Source organism: Catellatospora tritici (genome assembly GCF_019083965.1).
Taxonomy (GTDB): Bacteria; Actinomycetota; Actinomycetes; order Mycobacteriales; family Micromonosporaceae; genus Catellatospora; species Catellatospora tritici.
On the sequence record NZ_JAHRCY010000002.1, the window covers coordinates 449520 to 476003 of the forward strand.

General features: G+C 72.2%; 21 protein-coding genes. 16 read left to right on the forward strand and 5 right to left on the reverse strand.

Annotated elements, in window-relative coordinates; all coding sequences use genetic code 11:
- Window positions 1-33: 33 nt before the first annotated feature.
- Complete coding sequence (cysC, locus tag KUA19_RS05875) at window positions 34-1551, forward strand: adenylyl-sulfate kinase (RefSeq protein WP_217395066.1); 1518 nt, start codon at window positions 34-36, stop codon at window positions 1549-1551.
- On the opposite strand, the gene KUA19_RS43790 is transcribed toward cysC, so the two are convergent.
- On the reverse strand, window positions 1548-4277 hold the full coding sequence (locus KUA19_RS43790) for a CBM96 family carbohydrate-binding protein (RefSeq protein ID WP_302498556.1): 2730 nt from the start codon (window positions 4275-4277) through the stop codon (window positions 1548-1550). The two genes, cysC and KUA19_RS43790, sit on opposite strands and share 4 nt — an antisense overlap.
- A gap of 263 nt (window positions 4278-4540) precedes the next feature.
- Here KUA19_RS43790 and KUA19_RS05885 point away from each other — a divergent pair, with 263 nt between their 5' ends.
- From KUA19_RS05885 to KUA19_RS05915, 7 genes are all read left to right on the forward strand, one after another.
- Complete coding sequence (locus KUA19_RS05885) at window positions 4541-6223, forward strand: lipopolysaccharide biosynthesis protein (protein ID WP_308167346.1); 1683 nt, start codon at window positions 4541-4543, stop codon at window positions 6221-6223.
- Window positions 6224-6303: 80 nt separating this feature from the next.
- Window positions 6304-7665, forward strand: a complete 1362-nt coding sequence (locus KUA19_RS05890; RefSeq protein WP_217395067.1) for an O-antigen ligase family protein — start codon at window positions 6304-6306, stop codon at window positions 7663-7665.
- Window positions 7666-7790: 125 nt separating this feature from the next.
- The gene (locus KUA19_RS05895; protein WP_217395068.1) at window positions 7791-9047 is read left to right on the forward strand and encodes a hypothetical protein; all 1257 of its coding nucleotides are present in this window, start codon (window positions 7791-7793) and stop codon (window positions 9045-9047) included.
- Between the two features lie 37 nt (window positions 9048-9084).
- Complete coding sequence (locus KUA19_RS05900; RefSeq protein WP_308167347.1) at window positions 9085-9957, forward strand: sulfotransferase family protein; 873 nt, start codon at window positions 9085-9087, stop codon at window positions 9955-9957.
- Window positions 9954-11525: a lipopolysaccharide biosynthesis protein gene (locus tag KUA19_RS05905; RefSeq protein WP_308167348.1), complete on the forward strand. Its 1572-nt coding sequence runs from the start codon at window positions 9954-9956 to the stop codon at window positions 11523-11525. Before KUA19_RS05900 ends, KUA19_RS05905 begins: the two co-directional genes overlap by 4 nt.
- Before the next feature lie 36 nt (window positions 11526-11561).
- Window positions 11562-12314 (forward strand): class I SAM-dependent methyltransferase, encoded by a 753-nt coding sequence (locus KUA19_RS05910; protein ID WP_217395069.1) that lies wholly within the window; start codon window positions 11562-11564, stop codon window positions 12312-12314.
- A complete protein-coding gene (locus KUA19_RS05915; protein WP_217395070.1) occupies window positions 12314-13258 on the forward strand; it encodes a glycoside hydrolase family 26 protein in 945 nt (314 codons plus the stop codon). Before KUA19_RS05910 ends, KUA19_RS05915 begins: the two co-directional genes overlap by 1 nt.
- Before the next feature lie 117 nt (window positions 13259-13375).
- On the opposite strand, the gene KUA19_RS05920 is transcribed toward KUA19_RS05915, so the two are convergent.
- Window positions 13376-13615: a DUF397 domain-containing protein gene (locus tag KUA19_RS05920; RefSeq protein WP_308167349.1), complete on the reverse strand. Its 240-nt coding sequence runs from the start codon at window positions 13613-13615 to the stop codon at window positions 13376-13378.
- 318 nt (window positions 13616-13933) lie between these two features.
- The gene (locus KUA19_RS05925) at window positions 13934-14743 is read right to left on the reverse strand and encodes a WecB/TagA/CpsF family glycosyltransferase (RefSeq protein ID WP_308167350.1); all 810 of its coding nucleotides are present in this window, start codon (window positions 14741-14743) and stop codon (window positions 13934-13936) included.
- Between the two features lie 88 nt (window positions 14744-14831).
- Between KUA19_RS05925 and KUA19_RS05930 the strand changes: the two genes are divergently transcribed.
- The 6 genes from KUA19_RS05930 (at window position 14832) to KUA19_RS05955 (ending at window position 21050) form a co-directional block, all read left to right on the forward strand.
- The gene (locus KUA19_RS05930) at window positions 14832-15833 is read left to right on the forward strand and encodes a sulfotransferase (protein ID WP_217395072.1); all 1002 of its coding nucleotides are present in this window, start codon (window positions 14832-14834) and stop codon (window positions 15831-15833) included.
- The gene (locus tag KUA19_RS05935) at window positions 15830-16861 is read left to right on the forward strand and encodes a glycosyltransferase family 2 protein (protein ID WP_254548677.1); all 1032 of its coding nucleotides are present in this window, start codon (window positions 15830-15832) and stop codon (window positions 16859-16861) included. Before KUA19_RS05930 ends, KUA19_RS05935 begins: the two co-directional genes overlap by 4 nt.
- An 82-nt stretch (window positions 16862-16943) precedes the next feature.
- Entirely contained in the window at window positions 16944-17702 is a 759-nt protein-coding gene (locus KUA19_RS05940) for a DeoR/GlpR family DNA-binding transcription regulator (RefSeq protein ID WP_217395073.1), read from the forward strand.
- A gap of 6 nt (window positions 17703-17708) precedes the next feature.
- Complete coding sequence (gene galT / locus KUA19_RS05945; protein WP_217395074.1) at window positions 17709-18740, forward strand: galactose-1-phosphate uridylyltransferase; 1032 nt, start codon at window positions 17709-17711, stop codon at window positions 18738-18740.
- 10 nt (window positions 18741-18750) lie between these two features.
- Window positions 18751-19584, forward strand: coding sequence for an alpha/beta fold hydrolase (locus KUA19_RS05950; RefSeq protein ID WP_217395075.1), 834 nt, complete (start codon window positions 18751-18753; stop codon window positions 19582-19584).
- Window positions 19581-21050: a CysS/YqeB C-terminal domain-containing protein gene (locus KUA19_RS05955; protein ID WP_217395076.1), complete on the forward strand. Its 1470-nt coding sequence runs from the start codon at window positions 19581-19583 to the stop codon at window positions 21048-21050. Before KUA19_RS05950 ends, KUA19_RS05955 begins: the two co-directional genes overlap by 4 nt.
- Window positions 21051-21503: 453 nt before the next feature.
- On the opposite strand, the gene KUA19_RS05960 is transcribed toward KUA19_RS05955, so the two are convergent.
- The gene (locus tag KUA19_RS05960) at window positions 21504-22721 is read right to left on the reverse strand and encodes an NADP-dependent isocitrate dehydrogenase (protein WP_217395077.1); all 1218 of its coding nucleotides are present in this window, start codon (window positions 22719-22721) and stop codon (window positions 21504-21506) included.
- Between the two features lie 229 nt (window positions 22722-22950).
- Between KUA19_RS05960 and KUA19_RS05965 the strand changes: the two genes are divergently transcribed.
- Window positions 22951-24936 carry an SPFH domain-containing protein gene (locus tag KUA19_RS05965; RefSeq protein WP_217395078.1) on the forward strand — a complete coding sequence of 662 codons (1986 nt, stop codon included), beginning with the start codon at window positions 22951-22953 and terminating at the stop codon, window positions 24934-24936.
- A gap of 37 nt (window positions 24937-24973) precedes the next feature.
- Here the strand turns inward: KUA19_RS05965 and KUA19_RS05970 are convergent, their stop codons facing one another.
- Window positions 24974-25648 carry a uracil-DNA glycosylase gene (locus tag KUA19_RS05970; protein ID WP_254548678.1) on the reverse strand — a complete coding sequence of 225 codons (675 nt, stop codon included), beginning with the start codon at window positions 25646-25648 and terminating at the stop codon, window positions 24974-24976.
- A 144-nt stretch (window positions 25649-25792) separates the two neighbouring features.
- On the opposite strand from KUA19_RS05970, the gene KUA19_RS05975 reads away from it, so the two are divergent.
- A complete protein-coding gene (locus tag KUA19_RS05975; RefSeq protein ID WP_217395080.1) occupies window positions 25793-26443 on the forward strand; it encodes a hypothetical protein in 651 nt (216 codons plus the stop codon).
- Window positions 26444-26484 lie beyond the last annotated feature (41 nt).

A 26484-nucleotide genomic window follows, 5' to 3' on the forward strand; every position in this document is an offset into this window, starting at 1 on the left:
GACCGGCTGGAAGTCGGGGAGGCGGGAGCGGTCGTGAGCGAGCGGAGCGAGCGAGTGGTGAGCGACGAGGCGTTGCGGGGCGCACCGTCGTGGACCCCGAACCCGACGGAGCTGTCCGACCTGGAGCTGCTGCTCAGCGGGGCATACGCGCCGCTGGGCGGGTTCCTGGGCCGCGACGACCTGCGGGCGGTGGCCACCACGGCGCGGCTGGGCGACGGACGGCACTGGCCGCTGCCGGTCAAGCTCGAGGTCCCGGCGGGCATGCTCGACGGCATCGACGTTGCGGACCGGCCCCCGCTGCTGCTCACCGACCCTGAGGGCGCCCCGGTGGCGCGCCTGGACGTGACCGAGGTGTGGCCCAGCCGCGAGGGCTGGGTCGGGGTGGCCGGGCCGGTCACCCGTACCGGTGACGGCGGCCGTGCCCCGTTCGCGCGCCTGCGGGTGCCCACCGAGCGGGTGCGCGGGCTGATCACCGCCCCGCGCGTGCTCGGCTTCTTCGCCGACCGGCCGCTGCACCGCCCGCAGCTGGCCCAGCTCAACCACGCCGCGCGGCAGCTCAACGCGCAGCTGGTGATCCTGGTGCCGGTCGGCGCGCCCGGCCCGGACGGGCTGACCGCCGAGGCGCTGGTGCGCTGCGTGCTGGCCGCCCGCGACCGGATGTCCGACCCGATCATCGTGGCGGTGCCGCTGGTCGACCGCGGCAACGAGATCACCGACGCGCTGGTCCGGGCCAAGGTCGCCGCCGCGTACGGGGTGACCCACCTGCTCGGCACCCCCGGTGCCATGACCGGCGCCGGCCCGCGCGTGCTCATCCCGCGCGAGCTGGTGTACGACAGCCGCGACGGCCAGTGGCGCGACCGTGACGAGGTGCCCGAGCGGTTCGAGCGGATCGCGCTCACCGACGAGGAGATCGCGGGCCTGCTCGACGACGGCCTGCCGCTGCCCGAGTGGCACACCCCGCCCGCCGTCGCCCGCGAGCTGTCCCGGTCCCGGCCGCCGCGCCGCCAGCGTGGGCTGGTCCTGTTCTTCACCGGCTTCAGCGGCTCCGGCAAGTCCACGGTGGCCCGCGGCGTCGCCGACGCGCTGCTGGAGACCGGCGAGCGTAGCCTGACCATGCTCGACGGCGACGTGGTGCGCCGCGAACTGTCGGCGGGGCTGGGTTTCAGCAAAGCCGACCGTGACCTGAACATCCGCCGCATCGGCTGGGTCGCCGCCGAGGTGGCCCGACACGGCGGTCTGGCCGTGGCCTGCCCGATCGCGCCGTACGCCAGCGCCCGCGCCACGGTGCGGCGGATGGCGGTGGCCGCCGGGGCCGACTTCGTGCTCGTGTACGTGGCCACGCCGCTGGAGGTGTGCGAGCAGCGCGACCGCAAGGGCCTGTACGCCCGCGCCCGCGCCGGGCAGCTCACCGGGATGACCGGCATCGACGACCCGTACGAGGTGCCCGCCGACGCCGAGCTGACCCTCGACACGTCGGACGGGACCATCGAAGACGCCGTCGGCGAGGTACTCGCGTACCTCGCCGACGAAGGCTGGATCAACCCGCGCTAGCCCCTGCGGCCGAGCGGGTCGGTGTTGACGTCGAAGGCCGGGTGCTGGCTGAACAGCTGGAACGAGGCCAGCCCGGCCGGAGTGTCGTCGATCATCGAGCTGCGCCCCTCGGCGCTGGGCGACTCGAAGTAGACCATGGCCTTCAGCCGCGGGAAGGACTCCAGCTGCAGCCGGGCCGAGTCGAAGAACTTCGCCTGGTGCTGCGGGTTGCGGCTGGAGTGCCACACGCCCCACTCACCCAGCATCAGCGGCTTGTCGGGGAAGGACGTGGCGGCCCAGTTGTAGAAGCCGGGCCAGTCCTTGCGGCTGCCGGAGACCCGGTTCATCATCTCGGCGAAGTCGCCGTAGCCGTAGCCGGGCTCGCTGTAGGCGTAGGTGTCCCAGGCCACCCAGTCGACCACGTCGGCGCCCGGGTACAGCTGCTCGAACCAGCCCTTCACGTTCCACGGCACGAAGGCCATGTAGCACATCACCGAGACCAGGTTGGTCACCCCGCGCTGGCGCAGGCCGAGCACCACGTGCCGGAACGCGCCCGCGTAGTCGGTGGCGGTCATGCCCGAACCGGGCCGGTTGACGACGTCGTTCTCCGGCTCGTGGTTCATGGTGAAGAAGAACGGCTCGGTCAGCGAACCCTTGATGTGCGTGGCCAGCCGGTCGAGGTAGGCCTCGGTGCCCCGGTCGCCCGCGGCGATCTGACCCCAACTCTCGCGCGGCTTCCAGTTGAGGAACAGGATCCGCCGCTGCTGCGGGTCCTTGGTGATGGACAGCTCCTCGGCCGTCGGGAACAGCTCGGTGCCCCGGTGGTAGGCGTGGTAGATGACCTGGCGGCGGGCGGTGCGGCGCTCGAACTCGTACAGCGCCTCGATGCGGTTCTGCCGGGTGTGGGCACCCGCGGCGACGCCCCACAGCGCGCCGCAGGTGGGCACCAGGTTCGCCCCGATCACACAGTCCGCGGGCAGGTTCGGGTCGGTCGACGGGCTGGGCTCGGCCGTCGGGCCGGTGCTCGGGCCGGTACTCGGCTCGACGCTCGGCTCGACGCTCGGCTCGACGCTCGGCTCGACGCTCGGCTCCGGCTGCGCGCTCGGCTCCGGCTGCCCGCTGGGCTGCGGCTCGACGCTGGGCTGCGGCTCGACGCTGGGCTCCGGCTCGACGCTGGGCTCCGGCTCCACGCTGGGCTCCGGCTCCACGCTGGGCTCCGGACCCGGCTCGGTGCCGGGGTCGGTGCTCGGCTCGACGCTGGGCTGCGGCTCGGCCGTCGGATCGGGACCCGGCTCGGTGCTGGGCTGCGGCTCGACACTGGGCTCCGTGGTCGGTTCGGTCCCCGGCTCGGTTCCCGTGCTGGGCTCCGGGTCCGCGCTGGGCAGCGGCTCGACGCTCGGTTCAGGCTCGGTGCCGGGAGCCGGATCCGTGCCGGGCTCAGGGTCCGTGCTCGGCACGGGGTCTGCCGTGGGGTCCGTAACCGGGTCATCGCTGGGCAGTGGGTCGGCGGACGGCTCGGTGCTGGGGTCGGCGCCGGGTGCGGGCGGCGACGGTAGGTCGACCGGGCCCGGGTCGGCCGACGGCGGCTGCTCCCCGGTCGGCGGCTCGTCCCCCGGCCACGGGTCGACCACCGGCGACGCGGACGGCCACGGGTCCGGGCTCGTCGGCCAGGACGGATCACCCATCGCGGACGGCGACGGCCAGGGCTGCTCGCTGGGCGAGTAGGACGAGTCCGGCCACGGGGTGACGCTGGGCATGGTCGAGGGCTCCGGCAGGTCCACCGGGTCGGCCGAGGTGGCCGGGTCGGGTTCAGGGCTGGGCTCGGCCGGATCGCTTGGGGCCGGCCAGGGACTGGGGCCGGGCTCAAGCGAGGCATCCGGGCTGGGCTCCGGCTCGTCCGAGGACCCCTCCGGGGACCGGCTCGGCTCAGCGCTCGCCGACGGGCTGCCGGAGATCGGTCCGCTGCCGCTGGTCGGATCGTCGCTCGGGACCGGGTCGATCGGGTCCGGCGAGAACGTGGGCGTTCCGGTCGGGTCGGCGGTCGCGCTGGGCACCTGCGTCGGGTCAGCTGCCGGGGTCGCCGTGGCGGTGCGGCTCGCCTGCGCGGTGGCGGTCGCGGTGGCGGTGGCGGACGGTGCCGTCGGCGTGGTGGCGGCCACGCTGGGCGCGGTGCTCCACTCGAACGTGATCGTCGGCGGTCCGGTGCTGGTGGCACCCGCCTCCGCGGCGACGAAGTAGGCGAGCTGGTTGCCGGTCGGGGCGGTCACCGCGAAGGCGTACCAGCCGGAGCCGTTGACCACCCGGGTGATGTCGAAGGCGACGGCGCGGTCGTACCGGCCGGGCGCGACCGAGGAGACGACGTTGCCGAGGCGCGGCGCGGTGGAGGCGGTGAGCGTGCTCTGCCGCCACCGGGTGTCGGGCACCTGGGTCAGCTCGACCAGGCGCGGCAGGGTGCCGCTGTGGCGGCCGAGCCACAGCCAGATCCGGTCGGGGCGGCGCCCCTCGGGCAGCTGCACGTGGAACTTGAGGTAGCTGACCGCGGCACCGCCCTTGTAGCCGCCCGCGGTCAGGTAGACCTGACGGCCGGAGCCGGTGGTCGGCGCGGTGCTCAGCGTGTACGCGTCCTCGGTGACCGAGACGCGCGCCGGTGGTGGTGCCAGCGCCCCGCCAAGCAGCCCGAGCAGCACCGCCGAAGCCAGTACGGACATGCTGACGGTGATCGCGATGCCGATGCGGGTCCTGCTCATCGCTCGCCCCTTCCCCCCGAAGCCCGGTACGTGAGCTGGATTTATGTCCAGTTGTGCGTATCCTTGAGGGCATCATAACCGTTTAGGAAGGTTTGGGAGCTTTTCAGCACGAAAGCAAGCCTGAGACTTTTGCGCCCTAGATAGCGTTCTAGCTGCGATAACGCATCTTTGTCGACTTATTGGGCATTATGCGCAGTTACGTCGCCTCACCTGGCACCGTTGACCTCACCGGACGTCATACCGCCGCCAGAAGGGCCCACGCCGTGGAAGCGACTTACGCCGGGTCACCCCCCTCGTCGTACGACATGAGCGACTACCTCGGCATGCTGCGCCGCCACTGGTGGATCGCGGTGGTGCTCACCGCGCTCGGTGTCGCCGCGGGCGCCGCCTACAACCAGTCCCTGCCGCGCGAGTACGTCTCCGCCGCCTCGGTGCTCGTCCGGCCCGCCGGGCTCGACGCCAACGTCTCCGGCGGCCGCACCCGCGACGAGATCAACCTGGACACCGAGGCGCAGCTGCTGCACTCGACGCCGGTGGTGGCCGGGGCCGCCAAGCTGCTGCACCGCCAGGACGTCGACGTGCTCGCCGCCTCGGTCACGGTCGAGGTGCCGCCGAACACCTCGGTGCTGCAGGTCGAGTACACCGCGGGCGACCCGCTGGAGGCGCAGGCTGGCGCGCACGCGTTCGCGCAGTCCTATCTGGCCAACCGGGAGGGCAATGCCAAGGCCGAGCTCACCCGGCAGGCCGACGCGCTGCGGGCCAAGCTCAAGGAGCTGAGCGACGACCTCACCGAGATCAACGGCAGGCTGGGCGGGCTGCACTCCAACAGCAGCGCGTACGCCTCGCTGGACAGCCAGCGCGACACCACCGTGAACCAGATCAACCAGCTCAACAACAGGGTGAACGCGCTGGCCACCGAGACGGTCAACGCGGGCGTGATCATCCAGGAGGCGCGCGTGCCGACCCGCCCGGTCAAGCCGAACCCGGCCGTCAACTACGCCGCGGGCGCCCTGCTCGGCCTGCTCGCCGGGCTGGGCCTGGCCGCGCTGCGCCAGCGGCTGGACCGGCGCGTGCACAGCGGCCGCGACCTGGTCCGCGCCGGGATCGACGTGCTCGGCACCGTGCCGGGCAAGGGCAAGCACTGCACCGAGGTGTTCACCCCGTTCAGCCCCGGCGGGCGGGCGTTCAACCGGCTGCGCAACGAGGTGGTCGCCGCGCTCAAGCCGGGCGAGCAGGTCGTGGTGGTGACCGGGGCCAGCCGCGGCCCGGCCGCGACGTTGGTGGCGGCGAACCTGGCTGCGGCGCTGTCGCGTACGGGCGCCGAGGTGGTGCTGATCGGGGCGCAGGTGCCCGACACGCTGACCGAGAGCGCGCCGCTGGCACAGCTGCTCGGCGTCGCCCCGACCCCGGGCCTGTCCGACCTGCTCGCGGGCCGGGTCAACCTGGCCGAGGCGACCCAGCGCGCCGCCCGTACCCCCTCGTTGCACGTCATCACCACCGGTGGCACCGCCACCGCCGCGGGCATGCTGCAGTCGCACGCCCTGCGCGACATCGTCGCGACGCTGCGCGCGCACGCCGACTACCTGGTGATCGAGGCGCCGTCCACCGCCGCCAGCGCCGACGCGCAGAGCCTGGCCAGCCTCGCCGACGCGGCGATCGTCGCCGTCGAACTGCGCCGCACCCGCCGCCCGCAGCTCACCGACGCGGCCGAGCAGCTGCGCCGGGTCGGCACTGTGCTGCTCGGCGGCGTGGTCATGCCGAGACTGGCGCACCGCGCCCGCCGCAAGTCCGCGCCCGAGCCCGAGCCCGCGCTGGTCGAGACGGCCACGCCCGAGCCCGACCCGCACACCAATGGCCACAAGCCGCGGGGCGAGGACCAGACCATCATGCTGGCGCCGGTCGACGCCTCGGCCCTGGCCGAGCTGGACGAGGCGCACCCGCGGTGACCGCCGTCGGGGAGTCCGCGACGGACCGCCGTCCCGGCGGATCGTCCAGACGAGCCACTGGCGGACTGGCCTCGGCGCCGGTGACGGCGCTACCGGCCGGTCCCCCGCCCGCCCGCACCGGGTTCAGGTCGCTGCTCGGACCCGGCTGGCCGCTGACCCTACTGCTGGCGCTGTATCCGCTGTGGTGGGCACTGGGCCTGGGTGTGCTGGTCTTCCCGATCGCCGCCGTGCCGATGGCGGTGCAGCTGTGGCGCCGCCACGCCTCGGGTCGGCCGGTGCGGCTGCCCCCTGGCTTCTGGCTGTGGCTGGCGTTCTGCGCGACGGTGGTCGCCGGGCTGGCCGTGCTGGACGTCGACCCGGAGGGGACCGTGGTCGCCGGGTTCGGCGACCGGATCACCGCGGTGGCGTTCCGGGTGATCCAGTACGCGGCACTGACGATCCTGCTGGTCTACGCCGGAAACCTGTCCACCAGGGCGCTCACCCAGCGGCGGCTGGTCAACCTGCTGGGTTGGCTGTTCGGGGTGACCGTCGCGGGCGGGCTGCTGGGCACGTTCGCGGGGTCGTTCGAGTTCACCTCGCCGTTCGAGCTGCTGCTGCCCGACGGGGTACGCGGCAAGAGCTTCGTGAAGTCGCTGGTCCACCCGTACGCGGCGCAGATCATGGACCTGGTCGGCGACCCGGCGCCCCGCCCGGCCGCGCCGTGGGGCTACACCAACACCTGGGGCAACAACTTCTGCCTGCTGGTGGTGTGGTTCGCGGTGGCCGCGTTCGCGTACCGGACCTCGGTGCGCACCCGGGTACTGGCCGTGGCCACGCTGGTGGTGTCGGTGATCCCGGTGGTCCACTCACTCAACCGGGGGCTGTGGATCGGGCTGGGCGTCACGGCCGTGTTCGTCGCCATCCGTCAGGCGCTGGCCGGACGGGTCCGTGCCCTGATCGCGCTGGGGGTGGTCGGCGCCGGGCTGGTCGTGGCGCTGGCCGCCACCCCGCTGGGCGACGTGGTCGAGCGGCGCATGGACAACGGCAAGTCCAACGGCGTACGCATGTTCCTCACCGAGCGAGCGCTGGCCGGGTTCGCCGAGTCGCCGGTGCTGGGCTTCGGGTCGACCCGAAACACCGTGGGCGGCCGGAACTCGATCACCGTGGGCGAGTCGGCGGCGTGCGAGCGCTGCGGCAACTTCACCGTGGGCGGCAACGGGCAGCTGTGGCAGCTGTTGTTCGCGCACGGGCTGGTCGGCACGGTGACCTACTTCGGGTTCTTCGGGTACGCGCTGTGGCGGTTCCGGCGCGACCGGTCGGCGATCGGGTTGGCGGCCACGGCCGCGATCGCGGGCTCTTTCGTGGCCGCGCTCTGGTACAACTCCCTGGTCACGCCGCTGGCGTTCACCTTCCTCGGGTACGTGCTGCTCTGGCGCAACGAGCAGACCCGTACGGCCGCCTGACGCCGCCGTCCTTTTCGCGCCCCGATCCCCCGCACCGATCCCCGGACTCTTCCGTTGAGCCCGGAGGACATAACGGACAAAACCGGGAGGATCGGCGTGGGCGAGCAGAACCTGAGGACGGCCGCATGAGCCCGATCAGCACCGCCCCGGCGCAGCTCACCCGGTCCGATGCGCAGCTGCGCGGCCAGTTCCTGCGCGAGGTGCTGCAACTGCTCTACCCCCAGTGCTCCAGCACCGGTGCCCCCGGCACCCGCGTCGCCGAGTACGTGGTGATCCCCGACGCGCGCCGCCCCAAACTGCTGGTGCCGCTCGGCTCGCGCCGCGTCGCGGCCGCCGCGGTGCGCCGCTTCGCCGAGCCGCAGAGCCGCCTGGCCAAGTTCAAGCGCGACGCCGTCGCGGTGGCGCTGCAGTCCGGTGCCTGGCCCGCGGTGCTGCGCGACCGGGTGCGCCTGACCAGCCCGGCCGGGGGCGGCGACACCATCGACGCGTTCCTGCGCCAGGCGCTGGGCACCGACGTGCGCGTCAGCATCCACATCGGACCGGCGCGGGCCAACCGCAAGCCGGTGCTGCAGCTGATCAGCCCGGACGGGCAGACCATCGGCTTCGCCAAGCTCGGCGTCGGCCCGCTCACGCGGCGCCTGGTACGCGCCGAGACCGCGGCGCTGTCCGCGCTGTCGCACGTGCAGCTGTCCGAGGTGACCGTGCCGAGCATCCTGCACGCCGGTCAGTGGCGCGGCACCCAGGTGCTGGTGCAGTCGGCGCTGCCGGTGTGGCAGCCGCGCGCCGCGCTCACCCCGGCCCGGCTACAGCGGGCGATGGCCGAGGTCGCCGCCGCCTGCGGGCTGACCCAGGGTTGGCTGGCGACCAGCCCGTACTGGGCGGACCTGCGCAACCGGCTGTGCCAGTTGGAGGCCGACACCGCCGCCGCCGACCGGGCCGCCCCGGAGGTGGCCCAGCTGTCACAGGCCGCCCGCTTCCTGGTCGAGCGCTGCTCCGAACTGAGCCTGCGCTACGGCGCCTGGCACGGCGACTGGGCGCCCTGGAACATGGCCAACCTCAATGGATCGCTGCTGGTCTGGGACTGGGAGCGGTTCACCCCCGGGGTGCCGCTGGGCTTCGACGCCGTCCACTACGACCTGCAGCGGCAGCTCCAGGACGGGGTCGACCCGCAGACCGCGGTCGAGGGCACGGTGCGCCGCGCCCCGGCGCTGCTGGAGCCGTTCGAGGTGGTGCCGGGCAGCGCCGAGGTGGTGGCCCTGCTGTACCTGGCCGACCTGGCCACCCGCTACCTCACCGACCGGCAGGCCGAGGCGGGCGCCCGGCTCGGGGTGCTGGGGACGTGGCTGCTGCCCGTGCTCATCCGCAAGGTCGCCCACCTGTGACGTCGAGCGTTCCCCCAGCCCGCCCGAGGAGGCAGCGGTGAAGTCTGCGCACGTGCCGGAGTCGGTGAAGAAGGTGGTCCACCTCGGCTCGCGGTCGGTCGGTTGGCTGACCTCGGGCGCGCGGATGCTGCCGTCGTTCCTGATCTGCGGCGGCCAACGCTGCGGGACCACCTCGCTGTACCGTGCCATGGCCGCCCATCCGGCCGTGCTCAAGGCGGTGCTGCACAAGGGCGTGCACTACTTCGACACCAGCTACCACCGGGGCCTGGCCTGGTATCAGGGCCACTTCCCGCTGCGGCGCACCGCCGCCCGCCTGGAGCGTGAGCTGGGCGTGCCGGTGCAGACGTTCGAGTCCAGTCCGTACTACCTCTACCACCCGCACGCGGCCGCGCGGATCGCCCGCGACCTGCCCGACGTGAAGCTGATCGTGCTGGTCCGCGACCCGGTCGAGCGCGCCTACTCCCAGCACGCGCACGAGCTGGCCCGCGGCTTCGAGACCACGGCCGACTTCGCCGCCGCGCTGGACCTGGAACCGGTCCGGCTGCGCGGGCAGCGCGAGCGGATGCTGGCCGACCAGCACGCGTACTCGTTCTCGCACCAGCACCACGGCTATCGCGCCCGCGGCGAGTACGCCGTCTACCTGCGCCGACTGGCCCAGGAGGTCCCGCCGGAGCGGATTTTGGTGCTGGAGAGCGAGCAGTTCTTCACCGACCCCAAGCCCGCCTACGACCGGGTGCTGGACTTCCTCGGCCTGCCGCTGCTGGGCTACCCCGACTTCGAGCAGCACAACGCCCGGCCGCGCTCGGCGCCGATGCCCGCTCGACTGCGCACCGAGCTGCGCGCACACTATGCCCCGCACGACGCCGAGCTGGCGCACTGGCTGGGCCGCACCCCGAGCTGGCGCGGGTGACCGGCCAGCTGCTGGCCCCGGCGTCCACCCCGACGCCGCCGCCCGGGGTGGCGGGCGTGGCCCGGGGCGGCCTGGCCAACCTGGCCGGGGCGGCGCTGGCGGGCGTGGCCGGGGTCGGCGTCACCTGGCTGGTCGCGCGCGGGCTCGGCCCGGACGCGGCGGGCTCGTTCTTCGCCGCCACGTCGGCGTTCGTACTGGTCGGCGGGGTGGCCCGGCTGGGCACCTCGACCGCGCTGGTCTACTGGCCCGCCCGGCTGCGGGCCCAGGGGCGGCCCGAGCTGATCGGTTCGTGCCTGCGCGCCGGGCTGGTGCCGGTCGCCGTGCTGGGCACGCTGCTGGGCGCGGGGGTATGGCTCACCGCCGCGCACTTCGTGCCCGACTACGCCGCCCCGCTGTCGGCCCTGGCCGTGTTCATGCCGCTCGCGGCGCTGACCGACGCGCTGCTCGCGGCGACCCGCGGTTACCGGGAGATGCGGCCGACCGTGCTGCTCGACAAGATCCTGCGCCCGTCGATGCAACTGGTCGGCATCGGGGCGCTGGCCGTGCTCGCCGTCTTCAGCGAGGCGGCGCTGCCGACGGCCACCTGGGCCCTGGCCTGGGTGCTGCCGTACGCGCCGGTGGTGGTACTCGCGGCGTACCTGGTGTGGCGGCGCTGGCAGCGCGAACCGCTGCTGGACCGGCGCGAGCGGCTGGCCGCCCGGATCGAGGGGCGCACCGTCGCCACGGCGTTCTGGCGCTACACGGCCCCGCGCGCGCTGGCCAACTCCGCGCAGACCGCGCTGCAGCGGGTGGACGTGCTGATGGTCGCCGGGCTGGCCGGTCTCGCCCCCGCTGCGGCGTACGCGGTGGCGGGACGGTTCATCGTGCTCGGTCAGCTGGCCAACGGCTCGATCGCACAGGCGGTGCAGCCGAGGCTGGCCGAGACCCTGTCCGTCGGCGACCGGGCCGGGGCGGCACGGCTGTACCAGACCGCGACCGCGTGGCTGGTGCTCATCTGCTGGCCGCTGCACCTGCTGGTGTGGGACTACGCCGACGTCTACCTGGGCGTCTTCGGCGCCTCGTACGTCTCGGCCGCCCCGGCGGTGCGGGTGCTCGCGGTGGCGATGCTGATCGGCACCGGCTGCGGCATGGTCGACATGGTGCTGTCGATGGCCGGGCGCACCACCTGGAACCTCGCCAACGTGCTGCTCGCCCTCGCCGTCATGGTCGCCATCGACCTGTACGCGGTGCCGCGCCTCGGTGTGCTCGGCGCCGCCTACGGCCTGGCCGCCGCGGTGGCGGTCAACAACCTGGTGCCGCTGGCGCAGCTCGCGGGCTCGCTGGGCCTGCACCCGTTCGGCGCCGCCACCCGCACCGCGATGGGGCTGGCCCTGGCCAGCTTCGGGCTGCTGCCCTGGCTGACGCGGCTGGTGCTGCCGACCTCACCGCTGGGCACCGGCGCCGCGCTCGCCCTGGCCACCGGCGTGTACGTGGGCGGCCTGCGCACCTTCCGGGACCGGCTCGGGCTGCCCGCCCTGCTCCAGGCCGCCCGGCCCTCGACCTCCTCCGGCGCCAAGCGCCGGGGTTAGCCAACCCACCGCCGTACAGAAAAGGACCTGCACCGCATGCGCGCCGACTACACCGAGATCTTCCAGGACGAGGCGACGGTCGAGAAGTACGAGCACGTCGTATACGCCCCGGACAGTTACGCCTCGGCGATCAATCGACGCCAACGCGCCTACCTGCGCAGGCTGGCCAAACGCGCGTTCCCCTACCGCCGCCCGGTCCAGCACGACTTCGCCTGCGGCACCGGCCGGGCCATCCGCATCCTGCACGGCCTGGTCCGCGGCGCCCACGGGTACGACACCTCGGCCGCGATGCTGGCCAAGGCCGAGGAGGTCGGCTCGTACGCGGAGCTGCACCTGGTCGAGGCCGCGGGCGAGGTGCCCGACCCGGAGCCCACCGAGGCACCGGCCCTGGTGACCATCTTCCGGCTGCTGCTCAATGTGGAGCCCGAGGTGCGCGAACGGGCCATCGCGTTCTCGGCGAAGGTGCTGCCCAACTACGACGCGGGCCTGCTGGTGGTGGAGAACCACGGCAACCGGCACTCGCTGCGGCACCTGCGCCACCACCGGCACGCGGGCGACCCCTGGTTCGCCGAACTCGACCACACCGAGGTCGCCGAGCTGCTGGACCGGCACGGCTTCACCGTGGTCGAGCAGCGCGGCTTCGCCCTGTTCACCCAGGGCTGGTACGGCCGCCCGTGGCTGCGCGGCCTGGCCCGCGTCCTCGACGACGTGTGCGCCCGCACCGGCTGGGGCGGTCGCTGGGCGGTGAACGTGCTCTACGTCGCCCGCCGCACCCGGACCCACGGCTGATGCTCCGCCTGCTGCGCGCCGCCGCCGCGATAGCGGCCGCGTTGACCCTCGCCACCTGCGGCACCACCACACCGGTCCCGCAGCGCATCGCGACGGACGCCGACCTCGCCGCCGGACCCGTGCCGGTGCCGCGCGGCGGCGCGCTGGTGGGCGCCTGGGTGCGCCCTGAGAGTCTTACCCAGGCCGGCCGCTTCGCGGCCGTTCGCGACTTCGAGCAGCGGCTCAACCGGCGGCTGGACATCGTCAACACGTACCGGCGGCTGCACGAGGAGATCGGCACCGTCTCGGACCGGCAGTTCCGCGACGCCGGGGCCACCCTGATGCTGAGCTGGACCGGCGCCGAAAGCGCGCAGGTGCTGACCGGGCAGCACGACGAGGTCATCCGCGAACGCGCCCGCCAGGTGCGCGACCTCGGCGCCCCTGTGCTCCTGCGCCTGCGCTGGGAGATGGACCGCCCCAACCTCGTGGTCGAGGTCGGCTCGCCGCAGGAGTTCATCGCCGCCTGGCGCCGCACCCGCGAGCTGTTCGCCGCCGAGGGCGCCACCAACGCCGCCTGGGTCTGGTGCCCGACGGTCGAGGGCTTCGCCTCCGGCCGCGCCCCCGCCTACTACCCCGGTGACGACCAGGTCGACTGGACCTGCGTGGACGCCTACGCCGGCACCACCCTCACCCCCATGGCCGACCTGCTGAAACCGTTCCTCCGCTGGGCCGCCCCCCACCCCAAACCCATCATGATCGGCGAGTACGGCGTCTCCCGCGCCTGGACCCCCACCCAACGCGCCACCTGGCTGACCGAGGCAGCAGCCGTCTTCGCGGCAAACCCCCAGATCCGCGCCACCCTCTACTTCGAGTCCGACCCCGACGACCGCCAACCCACCGGCCAGTTCTCCCTCCGCCACGACCCCCTCCCCCTAACCGCCCTCCGCCAGTCCCTCTCCCGTTGATCATGAACCTATGGCACGGTTCGACGGCGTGTCGACGGCACAGCTTCCTGATCGACTGCACGCGGAAGGCCCGCGCGACGATGGCGCGGGTTGGCAGGATCGAGTGAGCGGGTGCGGTCAGCGCAACGCGGAGGCGGGGCGACTGCCGGTCATGGCCACGGGATGATCCAGGTCGCCCAGTTTGATCGCGTCGAGAAAGGACTGCCAGGAACCGCGGGAGAAGGCCAGCATCGGGCCGTCCGGGTCACCGGAATCGCGTATGGCAACAGTATCGGCCCCGAACAGGACCTCGACACACTGCCCGCCACCTGCATCGCTGCGACCAGACTCGGCCCAGCTGGCATCGACGTTGTTCACCATCGCAGGATAGGTCGCGCAAGGGACGAAGGCACGCTATGACCCGCAAATCAGCCGATCGGGTCAGCCGCGATGACCGAAGTCTCCCGCAACAGGTTCAGCACATACTGTGCCGCGGAGATCGCCTGGGCGTCAGCCGCCGACCGTCACGCTCGGGGCACCAGCAGCACCGCCGGGTCGAACGAGGCGGCGAACGGTTCGCGGATCTCGAACGTCTGCCCTGAGACGGCACGCGTGACCAGCTGATACCTGCCGTCCACCAGGCGGCGCAGCTCGACGACCGCCGGCCATGGTGAGGTTCACCGAACCATAGACGGGCTACCGGCGGCGCAGGGCCGCTCCGGCGAGCAGGCGCATGGCGTACGGCATGTCGCGGACCAGATACCGCCCCGCCAGCCGCCCCGGCTCCTGGGCCAGCCGATGCGCCCACTCCAGCCCACTGCGCTGCATCCACCCCGGCGCCCGGTGCAGCTCCCCCGCCACGAACCCGACCGCCGCCCCACACCCCAGGAACCAGGTGAACGGCAGCTCCGCCCGCAGATCCGAGATGACCCGCTCCTGCTTCGGAAACCCGAGCCCCACGAACACCAGGTCCGGCTTGGCCTCGATGACGTCGGTATACACCCGCGCGCACGTGTCCGGATCGAGGTCGAATCCGAACGGCGGCGCCACCTGTCCCGCGATCCGCAGCCCCGGGCAGGCCGACGCCAGCACCGAGGCGGCCTTGACCGCCCCGTCCATCCCGCCGTCGGACCGGGGCGGCGACCCGCCCAGCAGGTAGATGGAGCGGTTGGCCCGGCCGAGGGCGGCCGACAGGCTCCAGATCAGACCGGAGCCGGTCACCCGTTCGGGTAGCGGGCTGCGGCCGAGTCTGCTGGCCCAGACCAGCGGCATGCCGTCGGCGACGATGATGTTGGCGTCGTCGAGGAAGCCGCGCACCTCGGCGGCGCGCAGGCCACGACCGGTGGCCAGGCGCATGATGTCGACGTTCGGTGTGATGATGCGGCCGCCTTCACCGCGCTCGAGAGCAGCCAGTACGCGGTCGGCGACGGCTTCCTCGGTCACGGCGTCGAACCAGGTCCCGGCGAGGTGCACCCGGCGGCCATAGACAGTCCCCGTAAATGCCACGAAATGGACAATACAGACCTACTCCGTAGTTGCCTCGTTATACGCCGTGAGCGCGTCGCGACCCAGCGACGCGGCCAGTGGGGGACGTATGACGACGACCAGGGTGCTGTTCCTAGGTGGACTCGGCCGCAGTGGCACGACGCTGATCGAGCGGGTGCTCGGCGAACTGCCCGGGGTCTGCGCGCTGGGCGAGGTGGTCCACCTGTGGCAGCGCGACCTGCGTGACGACGAGCGCTGCGGCTGCGGGCAGCACTTCTCGGCCTGCGACTTCTGGCAGCGCGTCGGCATCTCGGCCTTCGGCGGCTGGCACCGCGTCGACGTACACCGCATCCTGGCCCTGCGCGACCTGGTCGAACGCACCCGGCACATCCCGCGCCTGGCCGGGTCGAGCCGGTTCGCCAAGGAGTTCACCACGCTGGTCGCCGAGTACGCGGGCTACTACGCGAAGATCTACGCCGCCGCGGCTCGGGTCTCCGGCGCGAACGTCGTGATCGACTCGTCCAAGCACAGCGCGCTCGCCCACTGCCTGCGCCACTGCGAAGAGGTCGACCTGCGGGTGCTGCACGTGGTCCGGGACGCGCGCGGGGTGGCGTACTCGTGGACCAAGAAGGTGGCGCGACCCGAGGCTGACGGCGGCGACGAGATGACCCGCTACGCCCCGGCGCGCAGCGCGATGCTGTGGAACGCGCACAACGCCGCGTTCGGCCTGCTGCGCCGACGCGGGGTCGCGGTGCGGCGGCTGCGGTACGAGGACTTCCTGGCCGACCCGGTCGGCAGCGTACGGCGGGTGGCCGCGTTCGCGGGGCTCGATCCGTCGGTGATGGACCTGAGCTTCCTCGACCCCCACTCGGTCGAGCTCACCAGCGCGCACAGCGCGGCGGGCAACCCGATGCGGTTCACCACCGGCCGGGTCGAGCTGCGCCGCGACGACGCCTGGCGGGACAGCCTGCTCCCCCGGCAGCGGGCCCTGGTCGGCGCGGTCTGCGCCCCGCTGCTCAAGGCGTACGGCTACCCCCTGGGCAGCACGCAGCCGATCCCCCCGGCCCGACGCGGCATCTCCGATTACACCAGCACAGGAGCGGGACGATGAAGATGAAGGTCAACGCGGGACGGTACCGCGACACCCGGCCGACCGCCCCGGGCGCCGCCCCCGGCTGGGCGCCGGTGCCGCAGCAGGCCGCCATGCCGGCCGACATGCCGCGTGACTGGCCCGCGGTCGGCGTGGTCGTCCCGACCCGCGACCGCCCCGAGCTGCTGCGCCGCACCCTGGCCGCGGTGCGGGCACAGGACTACCCCGGCCCGCTGCGCGTCATCGTGGTGTTCGACCAGGCCGAGCCCGACTGGCGGTTGGCCGACGCCGACGACCGGCCGGTGATGGTGCTGGCCAACTGGCGCCAGCCCGGCCTGGCCGGGGCGCGCAACACCGGCATCATGGCGCTGGACACCGAGCTGGTCGCGTTCTGCGACGACGACGACGTATGGCACCCGTCGAAGCTGCGCCGCCAGGTCGACGCGCTGGTGCGTACGCCGGGCGCGGAGTTCGCGACGTGCGCCGTCGAGGTCGAGTTCGAGCAGCAGGTGCACCCGCGGCTGGCTGGGACGGCCGCGGTCACCGTCGAGCAGCTGTCGCGCTCGCGGATGTCGATGCTGCACTCCTCGGGCTTCCTGGCGCTGCGCGAGGCGCTGCTGGAGGACGGGGTGATCGGCCCGGTGGCCGAGGACGCCCCGGGCAGCCAGAACGAGGACTGGGACCTACTGCTGCGGGCCGCCCGGCGGCACCCGATCGTGCACGTGGACGAGCCGCTGGTGCGGGTGCTGTGGGGACGCAGCAGCTTCTACGCGTACGAGTACACGACCAAGATCTCGTCGCTGCGCTGGATGATGGCCCGCCACCCGGAGATCTCCGGCTGCCGCCCGGGGGCCGCCCGGGTCTACGGGCAGCTGGCCTGCTGGTCGGCGGCGGCGGGCGACCGCAAGCAGGCCTGGCGCTGGACCCGCGAGACGGTACGCAACAACTGGCGCGAGCCGCGCGCCGCGATCGCTCTGGCCGCCATCACCGGTGCCGTGAAGGTGGAGACCGTGCTGTCCGCGCTGCACCGCCGGGGGCACGGCATCTGAGCGCTACTCACCATTGCCCGTGTGCACTGACGTACGATACGGTGTTGAACCTTGTTGGAAGTTGGTGAATTCGGGAGGCCCGGTGCTCGCGCCGCAGCGTCAGCAGGCGATCCTCGCGCAGGTCCGCCGGGCCGGTGGCGTGCGCGTGGCCGATCTCGTCGCCGAGCTCGGCGTCTCCGACATGACCATCCGCCGTGACCTCGAAGTCCTGGCCGAACGCGGCCTGGTGATCAAGGTGCACGGCGGGGCGACCGCGCCCCCGTCGGGCGTCGCCGACGAGCCCGGCTTCGCCGCCAAGGCCGAACGCCAGCGCGCGGAGAAGGCCGCGCTGGCCGAGGCCGCCGCCGCGCATGTGCAGCCGGGCAGTGCCATCGCGCTGTCGGCGGGCACCACCACGGTGCGCATCGCCCAGCGGCTGGTCGACGTGCCGGGGCTGACCGTGGTCACCAACTCGATCCCGGTCGCCGACGTGTTCTACCGCTCCGGCCGTCCGGACCAGACGGTGGTGCTCACCGGCGGCACCCGTACCCCCTCCGATGCCCTGGTGGGTCCGATCGCCATCGCCGCCCTGCACGACCTGCACGTCGACCAGCTGTTCCTCGGTGTGCACGGGATGAGCGTCGAGGCCGGGCTGACCACGCCGAACCTGCTCGAGGCCGAGACCAACCGGGCGCTGGTCCGCGCCACCCGCCGCCTGATCGTGGTGGCCGACCACACCAAGTGGGACACCCTCGGCATCGCCTCGATCGTGTCACTGCCCGCGGTGCACCTGCTCATCACCGACACCGAACCCCCCGAGGGGGTACGGGAGCTGTGCGCCGTCGAACTGACCAACCAGTGAGAGACCATGAAGCGAACCTCCGTAACCATGGCCGACGGCCGTGAACTCATCTACTTCGACGAGCGTGACGACGCGGTCCGCGCCACCGTCGACCAGCGCGAACTGCCCCCGCCACCGCCCCCGGCCCAGCTACGCTTCGACGCGCTGACCGACGAGTGGGTCGCGGTCGCCGCGCACCGGCAGGGGCGGCCGCTGCTGCCGTCGACCGCCGAGTGCCCGCTGTGCCCGTCGACCGCCGAGTTCCAGACCGAGGTGCCCGCCGACGACTACGACGTGGTGGTGTTCGAGAACCGGTTCCCGTCGTTCTCGGGCGAGTCGGGCCGCTGCGAGGTCGTCTGCTTCTCCCCCGACCACGACGCGTCCTTCCGGGACCTGCCCGTGTCCCGGGTACGCACGGTGCTGAGCGTGCTGGCCGACCGCACCGCCGAGCTGTCCGCCCTGGGCGGGGTCGAGCAGGTGTTCTGCTTCGAGAACCGGGGCGTCGAGATCGGCGTGACGCTGCACCACCCGCACGGCCAGATCTACGGCTACCCGTACGTCACCCCGGTGACCCGGCGTTACCTCGACGCCGCCCGCCGCCACCGGGACCTGGGCACCGGCACCAACCTCTACGCCGACCTGCTCGCCGCCGAGCGGGCGTCCGGCGAGCGGGTGGTGGCCGCCAACGAGTTCTGGACCGCCTTCGTCCCGTACGCGGCACGCTGGCCGTACGAGATCCACCTCGCCCCGCACCGGCACGTGCCCGACCTCGCCGCGCTCACCGAGACCGAACTGGACGCGTGCGCGCCCCTGTGGTCGGAGGTGGCCCGCCGCCTGGACGGCCTGTTCGACCTGCCCATGCCCTACGTCGCGGGCTGGCACCAGGCGCCCGTCAGCACCGACCGCGAGCTGGGCTACCTGCACCTGCGCATCTTCAGCAGCCGCCGCGCGCCGGGGAAGCTGAAGTACCTGGCCGGGTCGGAGTCGTCGATGGGCGCCTGGGTGAATGACATCGCGCCCGAGCAGGCGGCTGCTGCGCTGAGGGCCGTCACCCTCTAGATTCGTACATGTGAACGACGTCGAGGTCGAACCTGGCATACGGCTGCGGCTGCGCCACCGCGACGGCTCGCGAGAGCCGTTTCTGCTGGTCCACGGGCTGTCCTCCAACGCCCACCTGTGGGACGAGGTGGCCGACCACCTCGCCGCGGCCGGGCATCCGAGCTGGTCGGTGGACCTGCGCGGGCACGGCGAGTCAGACGCCCCCGAACACGGCTACGACACCGGCACCGCCGCCGACGACCTGGCCGCGATCATCGCGGCGCTCGGGCTGTCCCGGCCGATCGTGGCCGGGCAGTCCTGGGGCGGCAACGTGGTGGTGCGCCTGGCCGCCAAGCACCCGGAGCTGCCGGGCGCGATCGGCCTGGTCGACGGCGGCTGGATCGACCTGCGCGCCAACTTCCCCGACTGGACCGCCTGCGAGGCCGCGCTACGCCCCGGCGACATCGACGGCCGACCCGCCACCGACATGCGCGGCTGGCTGGAGTCCAGTCACCCGGACTGGTCGGCCACCGCCAAGGCGGCCACGCTGGCCAACATGCGCGTCGAGCCCGACGGCACCATGTGGCGGCGCCTGACCATCCCGCGCCACCTGCTGATTCTGCGCTCGCTGTGGGACGAACCCGCCGGCGCCGACCTGCCGCTGGTCACCGTCCCCGCCCTGCTGCTGCCCGCGCGCGGGCCCGACGACGAGCGGTCCGAACAGGTCCGCGCGGCAGCCGCGGCCATGCCGCAAGCGCGCATCAGCTGGTATCCCGGCGCCGACCACGACCTGCACGCCCAGCACCCGGACCGGGTCGCCGCCGACCTGCTCACCCTGGTCCCCGGCGCAGAGGCGGTGGCATGACCCGCCTGCTGGTGGTGATGGGTTCCGGCGAGACCACCCCCACGATGATCAAGCCACACCGCAGCCTGTTCGCGGCCATGCCGACCGGCGGGCGAGCGGTGCTGCTGGACACGCCGTACGGGTTCCAGCTCAACGCCGACGAGATCAGCGCCCGCGCGGTCGGCTACTTCGCGCAGAGCGTGGGGCAGGCCGTCGAGGTCGTGAGCTGGCGCCGCGCGCCGGGGCCGGGGCTGGACCGGGAACGCGCCCTGACCGCCCTGCGCGGCGCGAGCTGGATCTTCGCCGGGCCGGGCTCGCCCTCGTACGCCCTACGCCAGTGGCGCGACACCGACCTGCCCACCGTGCTGCCCCGCGCCGACGTCCTCGTCTTCGCCAGCGCCGCCGCACTGACCCTCGGCTCGCACACCATCCCCGTGTACGAGATCTACAAAGCCGGCGCCGACCCGCACTGGCTGCCCGGACTGAACCTGTTTGAGCAGCTCACGGGGGTGCCCGCGGTTGTCATCCCGCACTACGACAACGCCGAGGGCGGCCACCACGACACCCGCTACTGCTACCTCGGCGAGCCCCGCCTACGCCTGCTGGAACGCGAGCTGCCCGACGACCACCTCATCGTCGGCGTCGACGAGCACACCGCCCTGATCTGCGACCTCGACCAGCGCACCGCGACCGTCACCGGCAACGGCCGCCTCACCCTGCGCCGCCACGGCCAAAGCACCACCTACCCGCCCAACACCACCCTCCCCCTCCCCTTCCCCGACGAAAGGAAGGGCCCCTTCTTATCGGTTTCCGTAGTAGAAGGGCCCCTTCTTGACGCCGCAGTCCACGCGACGGCCGGAGGGCCGGACGGGCATCGCGGCGACGGCGCCGGGACCTCGGCGGACAGCGTGACGGTGGGCGACAGCCACGTGCTGCCCGCAGACGGCCGCTGGGGCGCAGGTGACCGCACCGCGATGGCCGGTGAGGACGCAAAGACGGCAGGTCAGAGCCTTGCGCGCGGCAATGGCGACGGCCGTGGCCACGGCGACGCACTCGGCGGCAGCGGCGGCGACGGCGTGGTCGGCGGCGGGACCAGGGTGGCGACCAGCCTGCGTGAGGCGGCCGACGAGGTCGAGCAGCGGTTCACCACGGCGCTGAACGCCCGCGACATCGACGGCTGCGTGGCGGCCGCGCTCGACCTGGAGCAGGTGATCACCGACTGGACGGCCGACACCAACGTCTCCAACGACGGTGATCATGCGCGTGGGCTGTTGCGGGGCATGGTGGTGCGGCTGGGCGAGCTGGCGGGCACGGCTGATCCGACACCGCTGCTCACTCCGCTGGTCGAGGCCCTGCTGGTGGTACGGCAGTCCGCCCGCGAGCGTCGCGACTGGCCCGCCGCCGACCAGGTCCGCGACGCGCTGGCCGCAGCCCGCATCGAGGTCCGCGACACCCCCGACGGCCCGGTCTGGCTCCCACCCTCCTGACCCCCACCCCACGCCACCCCCACGCCACGCCCCGCCGCTCGGTGCGGGCGGCGGTGCGAGCGCGGGTGCGTGTGCGGTGCGGGTGCGAGCGTGGGTGCGTGTGCGAGCGTGGGTGCGAGCGCGGGTGCGTGTGCGGTGCGGGTGCGAGCGTGGGTGCGTGTGCGAGCGCGGGTGCGGGTGCGGGTGTGAGCGCGGGTGGCGTGGCTGCAGTTTCCGGGAAACTGCACGAAAGGCGGCCAAGATTCCTGCACTTTCCCCGAAACTGCACGATCACCGAGGCGGCGCGCGCCCGAGGACGCGGGGGCGCGGGCGCGGGGGCGAGCGGGCGACCGGGCACAGAAAAAGACCAGACCCGCACGGGCGCGGGTCTGGTCTCTGGGAAGGGACTTTCAGGCGGGATTATTCCGTTTTATGCCCTGTCCAACGATGTCGGATCGGGCAGGAAACGGGTGATCAGGCGCCGAGCTTGCGGGCCAGCGCCGTGTCCAGGGTGTTCATGAACTCCTCGGTGGTCTGCCACGGCGCGTCCCGCGAGATCAGCAGCGAGAGGTCCTTGGTCATCGCGCCGCCCTCGACGGTCTCGATGATGACCTGCTCCAGCGTGTCGGCGAAGCGGGTCACCTCCGGAGTGCCGTCCAGCTTGCCGCGGTGGGCCAGGCCACGGGTCCAGGCGAAGATCGACGCGATCGGGTTGGTCGACGTCTTCTCGCCCTTCTGCCACTGGCGGTAGTGCCGGGTGACCGTGCCGTGCGCGGCCTCGGCCTCGACGGTGCGGCCGTCGGGCGTCATCAGCACCGACGTCATCAGGCCCAGCGAGCCGAAGCCCTGCGCCACGATGTCGGACTGCACGTCACCGTCGTAGTTCTTGCACGCCCAGACGTAGCCGCCCTCCCACTTCAGCGCGGCGGCGACCATGTCGTCGATCAGCCGGTGCTCGTAGGTCAGGCCCTTGGCCTCGAACTCCGCCTTGAACTCGGTCTCGAAGATCTCGGCGAAGATGTCCTTGAACCGGCCGTCGTACGCCTTGAGGATCGTGTTCTTGGTCGACAGGTAGACCGGGTAGTTGCGCAGCAGGCCGTAGCTGAACGACGCGCGCGCGAAGTCGCGGATCGAGTCGTCGTAGTTGTACATGCCCATCGCGACGCCGCCGCCGGGGAAGTCGGCGATGGTGAACTCCATCGGCTCGGTGCCGTCGGCCGGGGTGTAGGTGACGGTCACCTTGCCGGGGCCGGGCACCACGAAGTCGGTGGCCTTGTACTGGTCACCGTGGGCGTGACGGCCGACGACGATCGGCTTGGTCCAGCCCGGCACGAGCCGCGGCACGTTGCTCATGATGATCGGCTCGCGGAAGATGACGCCGCCGAGGATGTTGCGGATGGTGCCGTTGGGCGACTTCCACATCTTCTTCAGGCCGAACTCGGCGACCCGGGCCTCGTCCGGGGTGATGGTGGCGCACTTGACGCCCACGCCGTGCCGCTTGATCGCGTTCGCCGCGTCGATCGTCACCTGGTCGTCGGTGGCGTCGCGGTGCTCCATGCCGAGGTCGTAGTACTCCAGCTCCACGTCGAGGTAGGGCAGGATCAGCTGCTCGCGGATCTGCTTCCAGATGATCCGGGTCATCTCGTCGCCGTCAAGCTCGACGACGGGGTTGTTTACCTTGATCTTCGCCATCTCGCAGGCGCTCCTCTTACCTTCGGGCGTCCGGCGGAAGCGCCGGGCGGCGGTCGCACGATTTAGCAGTACGAGCGTACTGCCGTACCCACCTGCCGCAACCCCCAGGGTGCCCCAGCTCTCACCGATGCCGCCCCGACGGCACGGCGTGCCCTATCCGGCGTCTTGCCGACCGGGTCTACGCTCGGCGACCGACACGAGCCCAACTCTCATCCGAGGAGATGAGGACATGGACAGCGACCCGCTGCCATTCCTGCCGGCGCTCACCGTTCTGGTCATCGCCGGCCTGCTACTGCTCGTCATCGTCCTGATGAAGTCCACCCACAAGATCGGTCCGACCGAGGTCGGTCTGGTCACCAAGCGCGTCGGCCGCAAGCTGTCCGACGACAACCCCGTCGCGTTCGCCGGAGAGGCCGGCTACCAGGCCGACCTGCTCATGCCCGGCCAGCGCTTCAAGCTGTGGCCGATCTACACGGTCACCAAGTTCCCCTGGGTGCAGGTGCCCGCCGGAGAGATCGGCGTGGTGATCGCCCAGGTCGGCGCCCCGCTGCCGATCGGCGCCAAGAGCGCCCGCTTCAAGCCGGAGTTCGGCAACTTCTCCGACCTGCGCGGATTCGTCGCCAACGACGGCGAGAAGGGCGTGCAGCGGCCGGTGCTGCCGCCCGGCACGCTGGTGCCGATCCACCCGGTCGCGTTCCTGATCATCACCGCCCGCTCGGTCTTCGGCGTACCGGTGTCGCCGGAGTTCCAGGCCCTGGCCGCGAGCCGCAAGCTGACCCCGGCCGCGTTCGGCCTCACCGCCGAGCGGCTGAAGGTCGTGGTGATCTCGCCGCACGGCGACAAGGACATGATCGGCCTGGTCACCGTGCTCGAAGGCGAGCCGCTGCCCTCGGGTGACCTGGCCAGCCGCCTGGGTGGGTTCCACGACATCGCCACGATGGAGGAGAACCCCGACACCAGCGACGCCGAGATCATGGACGTGCTGCTGGGCTCGAAGAACGAGGTGCACAACAACTACCAGGACTTCCAGGCGTTCCTGGACGCGGGCGGACGGATCGGCCTGCAGCACGACCCGCTGCTGTACGGCGCGTACCTGCTCAACCCGTTCCTGGTGCTGGTCGAGATGGTGCCGATGCTGGTGGTCAACCAGGGCCAGGTCGCGGTCATCAAGGGCTTCGTCGGCCTGCCGACCCTGGACACCTCCGGCACCGACTTCAAGTTCGGCAGCATCGTGCGCCCCGGCCACCGCGGCATCTGGCAGGAGCCGCTGCGCACCGGCAAGTACGCGATCAACCCGCGCATCTACGCCGCCGAGCTGGTGCCGACGTTCATCCTGACCCTGAACTGGGCGCACCACATGTCGACCGCGCACGACCTGGACGCACGGCTGGAGCCGATCATCGGCAAGAGCCGTGAGGGCTTCGTGTTCCGCATCGACCTGCAGGTGCAGATCCACGTCTCCGACGGCCGCGCGCCCCGGGTCATCTCGATGGTCGGCACGATGCTGAACCTGGTGAACGAGGTGCTGCAGTCGGCGGTGGGCAACCACTTCCGCAACACGCTGCAGGCCCTGGAGGCGATCAAGTTCATCGAGACCCGGCACGAGGTGCAGCAGGCCGCCTACGCGGCGATCACGCAGTACCTGGCCGGGTACGACGTGGAGACCCGGGGCGTCTACATCCAGGACGTGGTGTTCCCGCCGGAGCTGGTCGAGGTGCTGACGCACCGCGAGATCGCCAACCAGCAGCGGGCGACGTACGAGGAGCAGCAGCGGGCCGAGACGGTGCGGGTGCAGATGGAGAAGGCGCGCGGCACCGCCGACATGCAGGCCGAACTCGCCGCGGCGGCGGTCTCGGTCGAGATCAGCGGCAACAAGGCGAAGGCCCGCGAGGCCGAGGCGGGTGGTCAGGCGGCGTACGTGCGGCTCACCGGCCAGGCCGAGGCCGATCGCGCCCAGGCCGTCGGTCTGGCCGAGGCGAAGGCGACAGAGGCGCTCGGGCTGGCCCGCGCGGCCGGTTTCCAGGCGCAGCGCGAGGCCATCGGCGAGCTGCCGACCGCTCTGGTCGCGCTGGCCAACGCCATCGCCGAAGGAAAGATCAACATCATGCCGGAGGTACTGGTCACCGGCGGCTCCAGCCTCGACGGCCTGGCCGCCACGCTGATGCGCGCCCTGCACGACGGCAAGATCCCACTCCAGCGGTCCGAGCCGGAGTGAACGCGGGGCGGGGCGGCCACCAGGCCGCCCCGCCTCGTCAGGCCCAGGTGATCTCGCCCCGCCCGGCCTCGGCCAGGGCGGTCTTGATCTGCGAAAACGGCTTGCTGCCCAGGAAACCCTTCTGGTTCATCGGGCTCGGGTGACCGGCCTCCAGCACCACGTGCTGCGGGTTGCGCACCAGCGACGCCTTCTTGCGCGCGTACGACCCCCAGAGCACGAACACCACCCGGTACGGCGAGTCGTTGACGGCCTTGATCGCGGCGTCGGTGAACTGCTCCCAGCCCTGGTTGGCGTGGCTGTTCGGGGTGCCCGAGCGCACCGTCATGACCGCGTTCAGCATCAGCACGCCCTGCGCGGCCCAGCCGGTCAGGTCGCCGTTGGCCGGCGGGTTCACGCCCAGGTCGTCCTTGAGCTCCTTGTATACGTTGCGCAGGCTCGGCGGCACCGGCACGCCGGGGCGAACGCTGAAGCTCAACCCGTGCGCCTGGCCGGGCTTGAAATAGGGGTCCTGCCCCAGGATCAGCACCCGGGTGTGCGCCGGGGAGGTCAGCCGGAACGCGGTGAACAGGTCCTCGGCGGGCGGGAAGACGGGGCCGGCCGCGTACTCGGCCTCGACGAAGGCGGAGAGCTTCGCGGTGGCGTCGAGGTCCAGATGCGGCTTCATCACGTCGCGCCACTCGGCCGGCAGCATGTCAAGCAGGTCCAATGCCATGCGCCACACCATAGTGCCCACTACCGACAGACGCCTCTCCGGCGGGCCGCCGCGGCTGGCCGACGCGCGCCCCGGTTTGCCCGGCGACGGGTACGGGTACGGAGATACGCCGTGAAGTGCGGATCACTCGCGGGGAGGCACGTCGTGAGAGCAATCGTCAGAAGTCTGCTGGGAGCCGTCTGGCTCGCCCTGGCCGTCGGACTACTCGGAACAGCCGGTGCGGCAGCGAGGAGTCCCTCGGGCGACCAGGCCAAAGCCGACCTGTGGACGGCCCTGGGCACGCAGTGGTCCGACAGCGCCCGGTCCACGAGGGAGTACTACGTCGCCGCGATCCTGGGCAGCGCGCATCCCGGGGCCGCGGCGGCCGCGGCCGCCAGCCTGCTGAAGAACCAGAAGGACATCGGCGACGTCTTCGCCAAGTACTACGGCACGGACACCGGCGACAAGATCACCAGCATCCTGTCGAACCAGGTCGCCATCGCCGCCGACCTGGTGCCCGCCGCCGGCGCCGGCGACCGGGCCAAGCTCGCCGACGCCACCGGCCGATGGCAGCAGAGCCATGCCGAGCTGGCGAAGGTCCTCAGCGCGGCAAATCCCGAACACTTCCCGTACGAGCAGACACGCCAGCTGCTCGACCGGAACCTGACGCTGCTCACCGCCGCCGTCACCAGCTTCGCCGGCGGCGACTACGCACAGAGCTTCGCCGGCAACGAAGCCTATTACCAGGACGTGCAGAACATGGTCGGCTACTTCGGGAACGGCATCGTCGCGCAGTTCCCCGACCAGTTCAAGTAACCGGGAAGGGCACCTTCCGCCGTCCGACTCGACCGGCGAAG